General features: G+C 45.5%; 16 protein-coding genes and 2 pseudogenes. 4 read left to right on the forward strand and 14 right to left on the reverse strand.

Annotation, left to right across the window (positions count from 1 at the left end; all coding sequences use genetic code 11):
• Nucleotides 1-93 precede the first annotated feature (93 nt).
• Nucleotides 94-852, forward strand: a complete 759-nt coding sequence (locus ACERC8_RS08635; protein ID WP_373659503.1) for a ZmpA/ZmpB/ZmpC family metallo-endopeptidase — start codon at nt 94-96, stop codon at nt 850-852.
• 80 nt (nt 853-932) lie between these two features.
• On the opposite strand, the pseudogene ACERC8_RS08640 reads toward ACERC8_RS08635, so the two are convergent.
• From ACERC8_RS08640 to rpsB, 5 genes and pseudogenes are all read right to left on the reverse strand, one after another.
• Nucleotides 933-1,844: pseudogene (locus ACERC8_RS08640) on the reverse strand (magnesium transporter CorA family protein).
• A gap of 277 nt (nt 1,845-2,121) precedes the next feature.
• Nucleotides 2,122-2,679, reverse strand: coding sequence for a GDSL-type esterase/lipase family protein (locus ACERC8_RS08645; protein WP_373659488.1), 558 nt, complete (start codon nt 2,677-2,679; stop codon nt 2,122-2,124).
• 3 nt (nt 2,680-2,682) lie between these two features.
• Complete coding sequence (metG, locus tag ACERC8_RS08650) at nt 2,683-4,746, reverse strand: methionine--tRNA ligase (protein ID WP_373659489.1); 2,064 nt, start codon at nt 4,744-4,746, stop codon at nt 2,683-2,685.
• Between the two features lie 127 nt (nt 4,747-4,873).
• Nucleotides 4,874-5,914, reverse strand: coding sequence for a translation elongation factor Ts (gene tsf, locus ACERC8_RS08655; RefSeq protein ID WP_373659491.1), 1,041 nt, complete (start codon nt 5,912-5,914; stop codon nt 4,874-4,876).
• Between the two features lie 67 nt (nt 5,915-5,981).
• Nucleotides 5,982-6,764, reverse strand: coding sequence for a 30S ribosomal protein S2 (gene rpsB, locus ACERC8_RS08660; protein ID WP_018367470.1), 783 nt, complete (start codon nt 6,762-6,764; stop codon nt 5,982-5,984).
• 299 nt (nt 6,765-7,063) lie between these two features.
• Between rpsB and ACERC8_RS08665 the strand changes: the two genes are divergently transcribed.
• Complete coding sequence (locus ACERC8_RS08665) at nt 7,064-7,993, forward strand: LysR family transcriptional regulator (RefSeq protein WP_373659492.1); 930 nt, start codon at nt 7,064-7,066, stop codon at nt 7,991-7,993.
• 79 nt (nt 7,994-8,072) lie between these two features.
• Here the strand turns inward: ACERC8_RS08665 and ACERC8_RS08670 are convergent, their stop codons facing one another.
• The 9 genes and pseudogenes from ACERC8_RS08670 to rpiA all read right to left on the reverse strand — a co-directional run bounded on the left by ACERC8_RS08670 (nt 8,073) and on the right by rpiA (nt 13,803).
• The gene (locus ACERC8_RS08670; RefSeq protein WP_373659493.1) at nt 8,073-8,846 is read right to left on the reverse strand and encodes a LytR family transcriptional regulator; all 774 of its coding nucleotides are present in this window, start codon (nt 8,844-8,846) and stop codon (nt 8,073-8,075) included.
• On the reverse strand, nt 8,836-9,546 hold the full coding sequence (gene deoD / locus ACERC8_RS08675) for a purine-nucleoside phosphorylase (protein ID WP_373659494.1): 711 nt from the start codon (nt 9,544-9,546) through the stop codon (nt 8,836-8,838). Before deoD ends, ACERC8_RS08670 begins: the two co-directional genes overlap by 11 nt.
• 33 nt (nt 9,547-9,579) lie before the next feature.
• Nucleotides 9,580-9,756 (reverse strand): hypothetical protein, encoded by a 177-nt coding sequence (locus tag ACERC8_RS08680; RefSeq protein ID WP_373659495.1) that lies wholly within the window; start codon nt 9,754-9,756, stop codon nt 9,580-9,582.
• Between the two features lie 15 nt (nt 9,757-9,771).
• Nucleotides 9,772-9,930, reverse strand: coding sequence for a hypothetical protein (locus tag ACERC8_RS08685; protein ID WP_373659496.1), 159 nt, complete (start codon nt 9,928-9,930; stop codon nt 9,772-9,774).
• A gap of 1 nt (nt 9,931) precedes the next feature.
• Complete coding sequence (locus tag ACERC8_RS08690) at nt 9,932-10,741, reverse strand: purine-nucleoside phosphorylase (protein WP_373659497.1); 810 nt, start codon at nt 10,739-10,741, stop codon at nt 9,932-9,934.
• Nucleotides 10,742-10,753: 12 nt separating this feature from the next.
• Nucleotides 10,754-11,143, reverse strand: coding sequence for an ArsC/Spx/MgsR family protein (locus tag ACERC8_RS08695; RefSeq protein ID WP_373659504.1), 390 nt, complete (start codon nt 11,141-11,143; stop codon nt 10,754-10,756).
• A pseudogene (locus ACERC8_RS08700) lies at nt 11,132-11,896 on the reverse strand (EcsC family protein); the annotation flags it as partial. The gene ACERC8_RS08695 and the pseudogene ACERC8_RS08700, both read right to left, overlap by 12 nt.
• Nucleotides 11,897-11,909: 13 nt before the next feature.
• Nucleotides 11,910-13,121, reverse strand: a complete 1,212-nt coding sequence (locus ACERC8_RS08705) for a phosphopentomutase (protein WP_373659498.1) — start codon at nt 13,119-13,121, stop codon at nt 11,910-11,912.
• Between the two features lie 10 nt (nt 13,122-13,131).
• On the reverse strand, nt 13,132-13,803 hold the full coding sequence (rpiA, locus tag ACERC8_RS08710; protein ID WP_373659500.1) for a ribose-5-phosphate isomerase RpiA: 672 nt from the start codon (nt 13,801-13,803) through the stop codon (nt 13,132-13,134).
• A 151-nt stretch (nt 13,804-13,954) separates the two neighbouring features.
• Between rpiA and ACERC8_RS08715 the strand changes: the two genes are divergently transcribed.
• Together ACERC8_RS08715 and ACERC8_RS08720 are read left to right on the forward strand one after the other, a co-directional pair.
• Nucleotides 13,955-14,797 (forward strand): DUF368 domain-containing protein, encoded by an 843-nt coding sequence (locus tag ACERC8_RS08715; protein WP_373659501.1) that lies wholly within the window; start codon nt 13,955-13,957, stop codon nt 14,795-14,797.
• A complete protein-coding gene (locus ACERC8_RS08720; RefSeq protein WP_373659502.1) occupies nt 14,794-15,264 on the forward strand; it encodes an aminoacyl-tRNA deacylase in 471 nt (156 codons plus the stop codon). The genes ACERC8_RS08715 and ACERC8_RS08720 overlap by 4 nt, the downstream gene beginning before the upstream one ends.
• Nucleotides 15,265-15,420 lie beyond the last annotated feature (156 nt).

Consider the following 15,420-nt stretch of genomic DNA (forward strand, 5'->3'; position numbering starts at 1 on the left):
TAGACATAGAGTTCTCCTGTTTTCTTTAGTGTAGAACACTTTATAAATTCTGTCTAGTTTAGTGTAACCGATTCAAAGGACTAGTTCAATGTCATCAGTAACCACTATCCAAAAGATGAGTACGGTCAAGATTTTCATGCCGGTAATGCTATCCGTCGCCTAACCGATGACGAAACTGAAGCTTTGAAGACTTGGCAAGATTTGGTAGATAAGAATATCATCAGTCGTCGTCGCTATACAGAAAACGACAAGTTTGACCGCAACGGCTACTATCAGAGCTACCTCTTCTCTCCAGTTTATGCTGCTCTCTCTAACGATAAGGGTGCCCCTGGTGACATCATGCTCAGACGGATTGCCTTTGAACTTCTGGCTGAAAAAGGCTATGAAGAAGGCTTTATCCCTTACACGTCATGGGCACTAGGTGATATGGCATTGGCTGACCATTCAACAGTTTATAGTAAGTGGTATGGTCGTCATATCCCACGAATTACCGACCAGCATGTTCTCAAATCCGTCTTTAAAGAGGAGTATCCAGATTGGGCAGCGTTCAAAAAAGCCATGTTCCAAAAACGCATCGATAAGACTGATCGTTTAGCCCCAATTACGATTCAGTACTTGGGCGAGAAGCACACGATTACCTCATTTTCGGACATTCAAGGACTGATGAAAAAGGCGGTCGCCTACGATGCCAATCAGAAACTGTATAGTTTTGGTTTCCAAACTGATGACGATTGGCGTAAATGGCAAGCATCCCATGTGCAGAAACTAAAAGCAGCCATCTATAATGCCTACCTGCGTCAAACTGATGACTTCAGGCAGCCGATTTATCTCATTGAGGATACCGATGTTTAAGCCATAATACATAAAAAGCCTACTATTAGCCAAAATTGAGCTAATAGCAGGCTTTTTTGCTGACTGTTGCAGGACACAAACTAATTTTTTTCTTTTAAGATGCTTCTCACCATCCGATAGACGACTAGAAAGACTAAAACGATTATCCCGATAACCATCAACCAGCCCAGTTTGCTGTTGACCAAGAAATCAGACAGTGGCACGTTGATGCCGAAAAAGCCCGTGATAATGTCTGGAGTCGCTAGTAAAATCGACAGGACCGTCAAAATCTTCATGGTATCGTTTAGCTGGTTGTTGAGGACGTTGTTATAGGTAGACGAGAGCTGCCCCATGGTCTAGGTATTGAGCTCTGCCATTTCCAAAATCTGTCGCGCCTCAATCAAGGCATCGTCCAGCTTTTCCCGTTCCTCATCGCTGAGCTGACGGATTAGACCGTGCGCAGTTAGTTGCTCTAAAACCAAGAGGTTTTGCTTGCTATCGGAGCGAATGTAAATCATGCTCATTTCGATATCAGAGAGTGCCAAAAGCCGGTCTTTGGTCGTCTTTTGACGGATAAGATGATTGGTTTGGGTCAATTCCTTGTCAAGGCGATCGAGAATTTTGACATAGTCTTTAGAAATGACGACCAACCTCCAAAAGAGAAAATCGTAGACTGTTTCAGGTCGGTACTTGGTCATCATCTGATTGAGTCTCTCAAGCAAATAAGCCGTTTTATTCGTTACCAAAGTGGTCACGCGGTTTGGCTTGAGGATAAAGGTTATGGGACTGCTGTCATAGCTATTATCCTCTTTTTCTTGGTGAATGACATTGTAAATCAAGACCAGACGCCCTTGGTCTTTATCATATTCCAGACGCGCCATCTCGTTCTCGTCGGTGATGTAGGCTGCTAATTCCTCATCAATGGCCAGTCGATCTTCGAGGCTAGTGATATCGGATAAGCTATCCAGATTGATGGCTAGCCAAGTGTTGGTTGAAAATGTTTTGGTGTACATGATTTTCCCATCTATCAAAACAAGCAGCCACAGCGGACTGCTTGTTCTTTTTTATTTATTTTGCTAACGTTTAACAGGGCAAATGAGAGGCAATGTCAGAACTCGGTACAAAAGTCACCACCTCTTCGTTTTATTATCACAAACGAACTATTATTGACTATTCCAAGGCACAAACCTTTGTGGATTTTGTGGATATAGTAGAGTAGTGCACTGAGCTCGCTCTGCTAGCTCAAGCAAGGGTTTTTAGACAGCATGCGCTTAGCGATGACCTTTTCAATCACAATCCTAACATGGCTCTAGCCAAGAAGTCATAAGCCTGACTGCCAAAATGCAGACCATCATCAAGACTGCCCTTGAGCAGGTCTGCCATAGGCAGATTACTCTGTTCAAACAGGGCAACCGTATCCAGCAAGCCAGTACCTTCCTGTCTTGCCACTCGCCTCACCTGATCGCCATAGTAGGTCACCAGACGATTAGTGCGGTAAAGCTGCTTGGTCTCATCAACAGGCGCCGGCAAGAGTAGGCAAATCTGATCCGCCGAAAATTGCTTCTTCAGTTCCGCAACAATCGCCGTCAGGTTCTGGGCATATTCACCCAGAAAAACTTGCTTGTGCTGGGCCAGGTCATTGGCACCGATGAAGACAAAGACCCGATCGGCAGCTGGCAAAAGGGTCCTCCTGAGCAAACTGAGCAAGTCTGCCGAATTATCCCCAGACACCGCCCAGTTATCAATAACCACGTCAGGACGATACTGGCAGAGCGAATAGTCGATATGCGGTAGCTGCTTCCCCTCATGGCGAGCAAAGAGGCTATCCCCTAGTAAGAGCAGGTGCATACCCTAGCCCACCAAGCTGCCATTCGGTACGCTTGGGTCAACGGTCAAGAGGGTCAGATGACCGTCATGCTCAGCCGAGAGAATCATGCCTTGACTGAGAAGTCCCATCATCTTACGCGGTTTGAGGTTGGCAACGATTTGCAGTTTCTTCCCGACCAACTCCTGCTCGTTAGGGTAAAACTTGGCGATACCAGAGAGAATCTGACGGTCCTCACCATCGCCTGCATCCAGACGGAATTGAAGGAGCTTGTCCGAGCCCTCGACTTTCTGAACCGCCTTGACCTCGGCCACACGGATTTCCACGGCGTCAAAGTCCTCAAACTTGATGGCTTTCTTGCTGTTTTTTAGCTCGATAGCTGCTGAAGCCCAGTCTTTTTCCTCTTGGGAAATGGCAGAGCTGCCACCCATTTGGCTCTGGATATAGGCGATTTCTTCCTCCATATCCAAGCGTGGGAAGATTGGTGTCCCCTTTTCCACAACAGTCGATCCTGCTGGCAGGCCAGATAAGGCCAAGTCTTCCAAACTAGACACTGCTGGTAGCCCCAGCTGTGCCAAGATGGCAGCAGACGTCTCCATCATAAATGGCTGAATGAGGTGTGCCACCAGGCGCAAGCTGGCTGCCAAGTGGCTCATGACTGCTGCCAACTGCTCCTTGTCTCCCTCTTCTTTTGCCAGCACCCACGGTGCGGTCTCGTCTATGTACTTGTTGGTTCGAGCGATTAGATTCCAAACAGCTTCTAAGGCACGCGGGTAGTCAACGGCTTCCATATACTTATGATAGGCTGTCAGAGACTGCTCTGCCATTGCCTCCAAATCCGCATCAAACGCCGTCACGCCTGCCACAAAGGTCGGAATGGTGCCGCCAAAGTACTTGTTGACCATGGCAACGGTACGGTTGAGGAGGTTTCCTAGGTCGTTGGCCAGCTCGTAGTTGATCCGACCGACGTAATCCTCTGGAGTAAAGGTACCGTCAGAACCAACAGGAAGGCTCCGCATGAGGTAGTAACGAAGTGGGTCAAGACCAAAGCGGTCTACCAACAGCTCTGGATAGACCACATTGCCCTTGGATTTGGACATTTTGCCATCTTTCATGACAAACCAACCGTGGGCAATCAAGCGGTTAGGCAAAGGCAAATCAAGTGCCATCAGGATAATTGGCCAGTAGATAGAATGAAAACGGAGAATATCCTTAGCTACCATGTGGTTAGCCTCAGGACTAACAGTAAAGTCCCAGGTCTTACCATTGTCATCCGTCCAAGATTTAAATACCGTTTGACCAGACCAAAACGTCTCAAACTTACTGGTATCGGATTGACCATAGCCTAAGGCAGTGATATAGTTGAGTAAGGCATCAATCCAGACATAGACGACGTGCTTAGGATTAGACTTGACTGTCACCCCCCAGCTGAACGTCGTCCGAGATACTGCTAAGTCTTCCAATCCAGGCTCGATAAAGTTTTTCAGCATCTCATTCATACGGGAATTTGGACTGATAAAGTCTGGATTGGCTTTAAAGTAGGCTTCTAAATGCTTTTGGTACTTGCTGAGGCGGAAGAAATAAGACTCCTCAGATACCCAGGCCACCTCGTGACCAGACGGGGCAATCCCTCCTATGACCTTACCTGTCTCATCTCGGAAAACTTCGGCCAATTGGCTCTCTGTAAAAAATTCCTCATCAGAGACAGAGTACCAGCCTGAGTATTCTCCCAAATAAATATCGTCCTGCGCTAGCAATTTCTCAAAAACAGCAGCCACCACTTCTTCATGATAGGAATCAGTCGTACGGATAAAGCCGTCGTAAGAGATATCCAAAAGCTCCCAGAGTTTTTTGACACCGACTTCCATGCCATCAACGTAGGCTTGGGGTGAGATGCCCGCCTCCTCAGCCTTGGCTTGGATTTTTTGCCCATGCTCGTCAAGACCAGTTAGTGAGTAGACTTCCTTGTTCATCAAGCGATGGTAACGAGCCAAAACATCGCAGGCGATAGTCGTTGTCGCATTACCGATATGAAGTTTACCTGATGGGTAGTAAATCGGGGTCGTAATATAAAATGGTTGCTTAGTCATCATTATCATTCCTTCCAAACTAGACGAATGAGTCTAGGTAATAACATCTTCAATTATAGCAAAAACTTGATTTTTTCGCAAAAATAGAAGAAAAAAGACTGCAAAACGCAGCCTTTCGTCGTTTATCTTAGTTTTTAAGAGCAGCTGCCATGGTTGCTGCAACTTCTGCTTCAAAGTCGTTTGATGCTTTCTCGATGCCTTCACCTACCTCAAAGCGGGCAAAGGTAATAGCTTTAGCGTTCACGCTATCAAGGTAAGCTTCCACTGTCTTGCTGTCATCCATGATGTAGACTTGGGCAAGAAGTGTGTAGGCCTGATCCACTTGGGTATTGTCCAAGAGGAAACGGTCCATCTTACCTGGGATGATTTTGTCCCAGATTTTTTCTGGCTTGCCTTCAGCAGCGAGTTCGGCTTTGATGTCAGCTTCTGCTTGAGCGATAATCTCGTCTGTCAACTGAGCTTTTGAGCCATATTTCAAGAGTGGCAAGGCAGGCTTGTCAACCATTGCACGGCTTTCATTATCTTGTTCGATTTTGTGGTTGAGTTGTGCCAACTCGTCTTTGATAAACTGCTCATCCAACTCAGTGTAAGACAAAACAGTTGGTTTCATCGCAGCGATGTGCATAGACAGTTGTTTAGCAAGTGCCTCATCCCCACCCTCGATAACAGAGATAACACCAATACGACCACCGTTATGTTGGTAAGCGCCGAAAGCTTGGTCATCAGTTTTCTCAATCAAAGCAAAACGACGGAAGGAAATTTTCTCACCGATGGTTGCTGTTGCATTGATGTAAGCAGCTTCCAAAGTTTCACCATTTGAAAGAGTGATTGCCATTGCTTCTTCATTGTTAGCAGGTTTTTGTTCAGCGATAGCTTTTGCAGTCTCGTTAACCAACTCAACAAATTGCGCATTTTTCGCAACGAAGTCAGTTTCTGCGTTAACCTCAACAACAGCTGCAACGTTGCCGTTAACGTAGACTCCAGTCAACCCTTCAGCGGCAACACGATCAGCTTTTTTAGCCGCTTTTGCCATACCTTTTTCACGAAGCAATTCAATCGCTTTGTCGATGTCACCATCAGTTTCAACAAGTGCTTTTTTTGCGTCCATAACGCCAGCACCTGATTTTTCACGCAATTCTTTAACCAAAGCTGCAGTAATTTCTGCCATTATTTTTTCCTCCAATTTTTTAAGAAAAGGGGAGGGCTGGGCCCGCCCCTTAAGTTATTTCACGATATTAAGCGTTGTTACCTTCAACAACTTCAACCAATTCTTCGATTGATTCAGTTGAAGCAGGCTCAGCTGCCAACTCTGCTTCAACAGCAGCAACTGAATCTTCACCCTGACGACCTTCAATAACAGCGTCAGCCAATTTAGCGGTGATCAATTTAACCGCACGAATAGCATCATCGTTAGCTGGGATAATCACATCGATATCATCTGGATCAGCATTGGTGTCAACCATAGCCACAACAGGGATACCAAGTTTTTTAGCTTCTTTCACAGCGATTTGCTCTTTGTGTGGGTCAACCACATAAATCACGTCAGGAATACGAGGCATATCAGCGATACCACCCAAGAATTTCTCAAGACGAGCACGTTGTTTGTTGAGCAAAGCAACTTCTTTCTTAGGAAGAACATCGAAAGTTCCGTCTTCTTCCATACGGTTGATATCTTTCAAGCGAGCGATACGCTTTTGGATTGTTTCCCAGTTAGTAAGAGTTCCACCCAACCAACGGTGGTTGATGTAGTATTGACCGGCACGAGTAGCTTCTTCTTTAACGGCTTCTGATGCTTGCTTTTTAGTCCCAACGAAGAGGATAACCGCATCGTTAGCTGCAGCGTCACGAATAAATTCGTAAGCTTGGTCTGCTAATTTCACAGTTTGTTGCAAGTCAATCACGTGGATGCCGTTGCGTTCTGTGAAGATGTACTTAGCCATCTTAGGGTTCCAGCGACGAGTTTGGTGACCAAAGTGAACACCAGCCTCAAGTAATTGTTTCATTGAAATAACTGCCATGAGTATTTCTCCTTTTGATGTTTTTTCCTCTTTCAGATTTCAACTCGCAGACTCACCACAGGGGCAACAAGTCCACGATTCATCCAAAATGAGTATTTGTTGCTCAAGCAACTTGATTATTGTACCATAAAACACAACAATTGGCAAGTATTTTATTCTCCATTTCATGATAGACAGCGAAAAAAGAAAGCTTGTCATAAGTTCTCAGAAAATTAGATGTACAGAGTGAAAACTGCTGAAATTTCTTTTTCAGGCTTCAATACGCCACTGCTGTCAAAAAATTATGCTAAAATAGTCTTATGCGTATCCAACAATTACATTATATCATCAAAATCGTTGAGACTGGATCAATGAACGAGGCAGCTAAGCAACTCTTTATCACCCAGCCGAGTCTGTCTAATGCCGTCAGAGAGCTCGAGAAGGAATTGGGGATTACTGTTTTTATCAGAAATTCCAAAGGCATCAAACTGACCAAGGATGGCGTCGAGTTTCTGTCCTATGCCCGCCAAGTCGTCGAACAAACAGTTTTGCTCGAAGAGCGTTACAAGGGTAAAAATAAGCACCGCAAGCTCTTTAGTGTCTCTGCCCAGCACTATGCTTTTGTGGTCAACGCCTTTGTCTCTCTTCTCAAACAGACCGATATGAGTCAGTACGAACTTTTCCTGAGAGAGACCAAGACTTGGGATATTATCGACGATGTCAAACATTTTCGCAGTGAAATCGGTGTGCTTTTTCTGAGCACCTATAACCGAGATGTGTTGAGTAAATTGCTTGAAGACAATCGACTTTCCGTTATCCCCTTGTTTAAAGCACATCCTCATATCTTTGTCAGTCGTCATCACCCTTTGGCTGGTCGAAAAAAGGTGACCTTAGAAGACCTTGTGGATTTCCCTTATCTCAGTTATGACCAAGGCATCCATAACTCCTTTTACTTTGCTGAAGAAATCCTCTCTCAGCTTGAGCACAAAAAGTCCATCGTGGTCAGCGACCGTGCCACCTTATTCAATCTTCTGATTGGTCTAGATGGCTACACTATTGCCACTGGTATTTTGAATAGCAATCTTAACGGCGACAATATCGTCTCGATTCCGCTTGACAGCACGGACGAGATCGACCTTGTTTACATCAAACACGAACAGGCCAATTTATCAAAAATGGGCGAACAATTTATCCAGTATCTCCTAGACGAGGTGCAGCCCGAAAAGATTACTCCCAAATACGACTATTGATGCCGACTACTTTTTACAATCACCAAAAGAGAACAAAAGCCAGCAAACGCTGCTGACTTTTGTTCTCTTTTATCATATTCTAATCCTGATTCTGGATGAGTTTTAAGATGGCTAAATTAGCTCGGTCAAAGTAAAAAACTGTCCTGTCATAGGTTAGGTCACAAGCTTCTGCAAGAGCGATGATGTGATCAAGAAAAACTTGTGACGAAAAACCTGTTGTCCGATGTAACTCTTCTTCGTCAAATGGTTTAATCAAATGTGCCAAAGGGTTTCGAACATTTTTTTCAAATTGTCGCAAGAGTTGAACCGTTTGTTTTGTGTCCTGTGGCAAGTTCGTTTCCATAATTAAGTCAACTAAACTACTGGACATGACCCGACTGTCTCGTCTACGCTGGATAAAAGATTGAATGGCTGGATGAGGACTGCTACTCATCTGTTCAAAACGCCATCTGTCATACTGGTCACTTTTTGAGTTATGAATATAGTTATCCAAATCTGGAATAAGCTGATAAAGCAAGCGACGATAGAGCCTGTAAATGATTGGGCTGACTGCTCGAACAAAGTCAATCAACTGACCTGTTTTAACCTTGGCTTCGAGGTCATAAAGGTAATTGATGAGTTGCTCAGCTTCTTGAGTAGGGGCTAACGGAGGGAGACTAAATCGCTCTGACAGCTCTGCTATTTTCCCCGAATGCCTATAAAGATAGGCAACGTTCAACTCCCTGCGCTCCACTAAGGTCGTCAATAATAAGTGAGCATCTGCCGGTAGGTCAGTTGCAAGTAGCAAAGCCTGACGATAGGCATAGGTTGCAAGCAGACCTTCAAATGCTGTATACGCGGGCTTAATCGGCAATCAAGGTCTCCAATCCTACCGCCATCATATCGGTGAACGTATTTTGACGCTCTTCGGCGGTCGTGTCCTCATCTGGGTTGACGAGACTGTCCGAAATCGTCATGATACCAAGTGCTTTTACCCCATGCTGCGCTGCCAAATAGTAAAGAGCTGCCGCTTCCATCTCGATGGCTTTAACACCAAGCTCACCCAATTTCATGTTGCGCTCGGGCATGTTTGAATAGAAAACATCAGAAGACAAAACAGAGCCCACATGGGTTGTCAACCCCATGTTTTTGGCGATATGATAGGCCTTATCAAGAAGACCAAAATCCGCGATTTGAGGGAAGTCAAATTCTGGGAAATCGTTGCGAATGATGTTGGAGTTGGTTGCAGCAGCTTGAGCTAAGACCAATTCACGAACATGAACATTGGGGTCGATGGATCCTGCTGTTCCCACACGAATCAGTTTTTTCACGCCGTAGTCGACAATGAGCTCACGCGCATAAATAGAGATGGACGGCATGCCCATCCCTGTCCCCATGACAGAGACACGGTGCCCCTTGTAAGTCCCTGTGTAGCCAAACATATTGCGTACTTCGTTGAAGCAGACGGCGTCCTCAAGGAAGTTTTCTGCAATAAATTTAGCGCGGAGTGGGTCTCCTGGAAGTAAAATTTTATCGGCGATGTCGCCTGGTTTTGCTGAAATATGAATCGACATAATAATATGTTCCTTTCTTTATATAAAAATATACTAATAATATTGTGTCCCCAAATGACTAATTTTTTCTTTTTCAAAAGCTAGATTGAGGAAAAAGAAGGTAACGAAGATAGCAAGCCAAGGGACGTCCCCTTGAAACAACCCAAAGAGAACTTGGACAAAACTCGCACCAGCTAATCCTACAAAAAGATACTTCAAAAACGGGTTCATGCTCTTTTTTCTTTCTTATTTTTTCTTACCGTCTTGAGCGGCTAAAGTGATAAAAATCATACCTGAACTCATAAAAAGGAGGCCAGAAGTCTTATTATTACTTGTAAGAAATATAAACACACCCACTAGCATCTGTATCAGACCACTAAAAAGGGAGATCTTTTTTTTATCCATCCTACAACTCCTCCAAGATCGCCTTGACTAAGCCTTTGAAATTGCCCTTAATTTGCTGGGTGACTTCTACTACCTCTTCGTGGTTGAGCTCTTCTTGGAAGCCAGCTGCGTGGTTCGTGATAGCAGAGATACCAAGAACTTTCAGCCCTGAGTGCGCTGCTACGATGACTTCTGGTACGGTTGACATGCCGACTGCATCACCACCCCATACTTTGACTGCACGGATTTCAGCTGGTGTTTCGTAGTTAGGGCCAGTAAAGCCGCAGTAGACACCCTCATCTAGCTTAATGCCCTGCTCTTTTGCCACTCGGTGGGCAATGTCCCGCCAAGCCTTGGTGTAAGCATCTGACATATCAGGGAAGCGGGGCCCAAAGTCGTCCAAGTTTTCGCCAATCAGAGGATTTTGACCTGTAAAATTGATGTGGTCAGAAATCGCCATCAAGGTTCCCGGACCAAAGCCGACACCGCCTGCTGCATTGGTCACAAAGACACCTTCACAACCCAATGCCTTCATGACACGGACAGGGAAGGTCACCAGCTCCATTGGATTGCCTTCGTAAAAATGAAAGCGCCCTTGAAGAGCCAACACCTTGCGACCGGCTAGGTCTCCGTAGACTAGCTTGCCTGCGTGTCCAACGACATGCGACTGCCCCCAGTTGGGAATGTCTGCATACTCAAGGACGATACTGTTTTCGATTTCGTCTGCCAGCTCACCCAGACCAGAGCCCAAGATGAGACCAAATTCTGGCTTAATCATGCCTTTTTCTTCTAAAAAAGCTTGCGTTTCTCTAATTTTTTCTAGTAATGACATGTGTGTTCTCCTTTATTTTTTCTGTACTAACTCCCAAACCCGTTCAGGCGGGCGACAGATGAGGGCTTGCCCTTTGTAGACTACAATAGGACGCTCGATGAGACTCGGATGCTCTGCCAAGAGAGTAAAAATCTCTTGGTCAGACAAGTCATCTGACAGCTCCAAGTCTGTATAGAGTTGGTCTGTCCTTCGTAGCAAGTCTTTGGCATTTAAGCCCAGGCTAGCGAGTTCTGCTGGCGACGGTGTTTCGGTTAAATAATTAATCACCCTCGGCTCGTAGCCCGCCTCTCTCAGCAACTCAAGGACAGCTAAGGACTTGCTACAAGACTGGTTGTGGTAGATAGTTAAATCGTTTTTCTCCGAATACAGCGCATCAATAACCTGAGTATCCTCCTTAGACAGTACGAAATCCTCACTTATTTCTAAGCCGGTATCAGCAAATGTTTTTTTGGCAAGATTAGCAATAGTAAGCGTTGAAGTCATATCAAAGGCACTACCAACAACAGCTCCTAAAACAGGAACCATTTTCCCTAAATTAACAACTCCTGTTGTTCCAAACTTAGTTGCCAAACGGAAACCGACAGCCTTATTAATTTTACGTAAAACTGTTCCAGGAACTTTTTTGACAAGAGCTACGCCAAATTTGTTACCGATAACGATACCGCCTTTTTTGACAATCTCGGATACAGAAGTCCCTGCTAATGTTGCATAGACAAATGTTTGCACTTGATCAGATTTCAAATCGTAACCACGCATACTAGCAATAGCAGCAACCATCCGCATTTGGAACAAAATTACACTTGCAATATTCGCTGGCAGGGTCACAGGAATAGTAATAATACCTCCAAAACCTGTTAAAAAACCAGAAACGGCTGCTTTCGTTGTCTGCGTTTGAATTAGTTTTTCAATAGCAGTTTCTGTATCGTATTTAGAAAGATAGTCAGTGACTAAATTCTCTAAACTCTTTTCACCAACTAGACCATTGAGCGTTGTCTGATAGGCCCAGTCTAATGTTGACATCATCGTTTCTTGACTTAGCTTTTCAGACTGTTCTGCCTTTTCTTGAACAAATTTAGTTGCCTGTTCTGTTAACTGACCTGCTTGTTTTCCTAAATCATTTAACCCTTGGTTTAATTGTTTGAAAATATCTGCCATAATTTTTCTCCTCCTACACCAATTTATCCAAGAAGCTTTCGCCAATCATGGCTGTATCAACACCAAAGTTTTCAGCAACTGTGGCTGAGATGTCAGCAAAATGCCCTTGTGGGATGACACCGTTGCCTTTGAAAGCAGGACTGTACGCCAAGAGTGGGATATACTCACGGGTATGGTCTGTCCCAGCGTAGGTCGGGTCATTGCCATGGTCAGCTGTAATCAACAGCAAATCATTCTCTCGCATGGCAGCAATGATTTCTGGTAGACGTCCATCAAATTCGTGCAAGCAATCACGGTAGCCGTGGGCATTGCGACGATGACCGTAAACCGCATCAAAGTCAACCAAGTTAGTAAAAGAGAAACCTTTCTCAAACTCAGGCAAGCCCATGGTCTTTATTAAGGTATCCACACCGTGGTTATTGTCCTTATTGTGTCCCATGTCATTGGTGATGCCTGAACCATTGAAAATATCGTTGATTTTCCCGACGGAATAAGTCGGCACGCCTGCGGCTGCTAGCTTGTTCAAGACAGTATCTTCAAATGGCGATACCGCATAGTCATGGCGGTTAGCCGTACGGGTAAAGTTGCCAGGAGTGCCTACATAAGGACGGGCGATAATCCGACCGAGCAGCGCAGGACGCTCCAGCGTAATGGAGCGCGCGTACTCACAAATCTTGTAGAGTTCTTCCAAAGGAATGACATCTTCATGCGCTGCGATTTGAAGAACTGGGTCTGCCGACGTGTAGATAATCAGCTCGCCTGTTTCAATCTGACGCGGTCCAAAATCATCAATGACAGCTGTTCCAGAATATGGCTTATTGGTTTCACGAATGACCTTGCGACCAGAAAATTCTTCAATCTTGGTCAGAATTTCCTCAGGGAAGCCGTCCCAGAAGGTATCAAATGGCTCAGTGATATTGAGCCCCATGATTTCCCAGTGACCTGTCATGGTATCTTTACCGAGTGAAACTTCCTCAAGTTTTGTCACATAACCTGTTGGATTTTCCTCAGCAGGGACTGTTTTCAAAGCTTGTGGACGAGGGATATTCCCCAGACCAATTTTTGCCATGTTAGGCACATCTAGCCCCACTGTTTTGGAAATATGCCCCAGCGTATCAGACGCGCCATCTGGCACACCGGCATTGACAAAGTTATTGGCATCGGGTTGCGCCCCAATCCCTACTGAATCTAGCACCACTAGATGAATCCGATCAAATGTTGGCATAACACCCTCCTTATTTTTCTAAAATCCTAATACCGTCCTTGCCCGCTGCAATCACGGTATCGACCATGCCATTAAAGAGCCCGTGCTCCACGACACCGACCGTTGTATCCAGCTCCAGCGCCAAAGCCACAGGATCGGCAATCACTTTGAGGTCTAGGTCAATGATGAAATGTCCCATGTCCGTGACATAGCGCTCACCATCTGCCTCACGAAAACCTGGCGAGTAACCTTTTTGGGCAAAATGACACAGCAGTCGCTCAGCACCGTAGGGAACCACCTCGACAGGGAGCTTGAAAGCTCCTAGCTGGCTGACGAGCTTGGTCTCATCGACCACCCAGATATAGTGCTGGGTCGGAACAGCGACAACCTTTTCCATGAGGAGGGCACCGCCCCCACCCTTGATGCCATTAAAGTCTGGATCAACCTCATCCGCCCCATCGACCGTCACATCAATACGGTCAATCTCATCTATCGAGGTCAGCGGAATCCCAAGGCTTTCTGCCTGAGCCGTCGTGCGACTGGAGGTCGTCACCCCCACAATCTGCAAGCCCTCTTCCTTGACCCTACGCCCCAGCTCCTCGACAAAATAGTAGGCAGTCGAGCCTGTCCCGAGACCTACCGTCATGCCATCTGTGACATATTGGGCAGCCCTGACGCCAGCCTGTTTTTTCAGTTCTTCCATACTTGCCTCCATTCACTCATTTGTTATTTCCAGTATATCATATTTTCAAGAAATTTGAAAGCGGTCTTAAATCTAGCAACAAAACCATTCGCCCGAAATTGATAAAACTATGCTATAATATTAGAGTTATAAAATACAGAATGGAGTATCTATGATTTCTTGGATTAGTCGCCTAATTAAAGGCATCATCATCGCACTAGGCTTTATTCTGCCAGGGGTTTCTGGTGGCGTTTTGGCTTCCATCTTGGGACTCTATGAGCGTCTAATTGGCTTTTTGGCCAATATCCGAAAGGATTTTGTTCCAAATGTCCTCTTTTTCCTACCTGTTGGTATCGGTGGGATTTTGGGGATTGCCCTCTTCTCAGCCCCTTTAGAATACCTGCTTGAACACTACCAAGTCCTCGTTCTTTGGACGTTTACAGGAACCATCGTCGGAACATTTCCAACTCTCTGGGCAGAAAGCACACAAAACAGGCAACGTGATTTGGCCGACTGGCTTTGGCTTGTAGTGACTTTTGTCGTTTCAGGACTCTTGCTCTTTTTCCTCAGCGACTTGGTCGGTACTATTCCTGCTAATTTCCTAGGCTTCGTGCTGGCAGGTAGCCTGATTGCCTTGGGTATTCTCGTCCCTGGTCTCAGTCCGTCCAACCTCCTGCTCATCATGGGGCTTTACACACCTATGCTGACAGGCTTCAAAAAACTGGATCTACTGGGTGTCTTCCTGCCTATCGCCATCGGCGGTGCGCTTGCAATGGTGCTCTTTTCAAAAGCCATGGACTACGCCCTCAAAACCTATCACTCTCGCGTCTACCACTTTATCATGGGGTTGGTTTTAGCCAGCACACTCCTCATTGTACTGCCTAACCCACGCAGCGCTGAGTCCATCAGCTATGCCGGTTTAGGCTTTGGGACAATAGCTAGCGCAGCTCTGCTATTTCTGGCAGGTATCGCCCTAGGAGCATGGATGACCAAGCTGGAGGAAACCTACAAATGAGCCGAGCTAAAAAGTTGAAAAAGACTCTAGTAGAGCAGATATTAGATAAGGCTGGTATTGCTCACGAGGGACTTGCGCTCAATGCTCTTGAAGGAAAGCTAGATGACCTTCCTAGAGAGCACATCTTTAAAACTCTTGCCCTCAACGGTGATAAGACTGGACCACTGATTGGTATCGTCCCTATCACCAGCCACCTGTCTGAGAAAAAACTGGCTCAGGTCTCTGGCAATAAAAAAGTGACCATGATTCCCCAGAAAGACCTTCAGCAAACGACAGGCTACGTCCATGGTGCTAACAATCCCATCGGCATCCGCCAAAAGCACCGTTACCCTATCTACATTGATCAAGTAGCACTCGAGATGGGGGAAATGATTGTGTCAGCAGGCGAGATCGGACGTTCTGTCAAACTCAACAGCCAACAACTAGCTAGCTTTGTCGGTGCTGATTTTGCTGATTTGATGGAGTAACTCGCGATGATTTAAGGACTAGATGACTAACCACAGACTTCTTAGCAGTGGTTGGTCTTATAAAAACTCTTCTTACCTGGTGTACTGACCCCCAAAAGTTGGACAAGAAATATTATTGAAAGGATTTAATTCTGTATTGCACAGGACTAAGTCCTT

It is taken from the genome of Streptococcus sp. E29BA (genome assembly GCF_041807805.1).
Taxonomy (GTDB): Bacteria; Bacillota; Bacilli; order Lactobacillales; family Streptococcaceae; genus Streptococcus; species Streptococcus entericus.

Bases quoted from the DNA above. Each gene is read 5' to 3' on its own strand.
- ACERC8_RS08645 (WP_373659488.1), bottom strand. From the start codon at position 2,679: ATGCACCTGCTCTTACTAGGGGATAGCCTCTTTGCTCGCCATGAGGGG.
- metG (WP_373659489.1), bottom strand. From the start codon at position 4,746: ATGACTAAGCAACCATTTTATATTACGACCCCGATTTACTACCCATCA.
- tsf (WP_373659491.1), bottom strand. From the start codon at position 5,914: ATGGCAGAAATTACTGCAGCTTTGGTTAAAGAATTGCGTGAAAAATCA.
- rpsB (WP_018367470.1), bottom strand. From the start codon at position 6,764: ATGGCAGTTATTTCAATGAAACAATTACTTGAGGCTGGTGTTCACTTT.
- ACERC8_RS08665 (WP_373659492.1), top strand. From the start codon at position 7,064: ATGCGTATCCAACAATTACATTATATCATCAAAATCGTTGAGACTGGA.
- deoD (WP_373659494.1), bottom strand. From the start codon at position 9,546: ATGTCGATTCATATTTCAGCAAAACCAGGCGACATCGCCGATAAAATT.
- ACERC8_RS08680 (WP_373659495.1), bottom strand. From the start codon at position 9,756: ATGAACCCGTTTTTGAAGTATCTTTTTGTAGGATTAGCTGGTGCGAGT.
- ACERC8_RS08685 (WP_373659496.1), bottom strand. From the start codon at position 9,930: ATGGATAAAAAAAAGATCTCCCTTTTTAGTGGTCTGATACAGATGCTA.
- ACERC8_RS08690 (WP_373659497.1), bottom strand. From the start codon at position 10,741: ATGTCATTACTAGAAAAAATTAGAGAAACGCAAGCTTTTTTAGAAGAA.
- ACERC8_RS08705 (WP_373659498.1), bottom strand. From the start codon at position 13,121: ATGCCAACATTTGATCGGATTCATCTAGTGGTGCTAGATTCAGTAGGG.
- rpiA (WP_373659500.1), bottom strand. From the start codon at position 13,803: ATGGAAGAACTGAAAAAACAGGCTGGCGTCAGGGCTGCCCAATATGTC.
- ACERC8_RS08715 (WP_373659501.1), top strand. From the start codon at position 13,955: ATGATTTCTTGGATTAGTCGCCTAATTAAAGGCATCATCATCGCACTA.
- ACERC8_RS08720 (WP_373659502.1), top strand. From the start codon at position 14,794: ATGAGCCGAGCTAAAAAGTTGAAAAAGACTCTAGTAGAGCAGATATTA.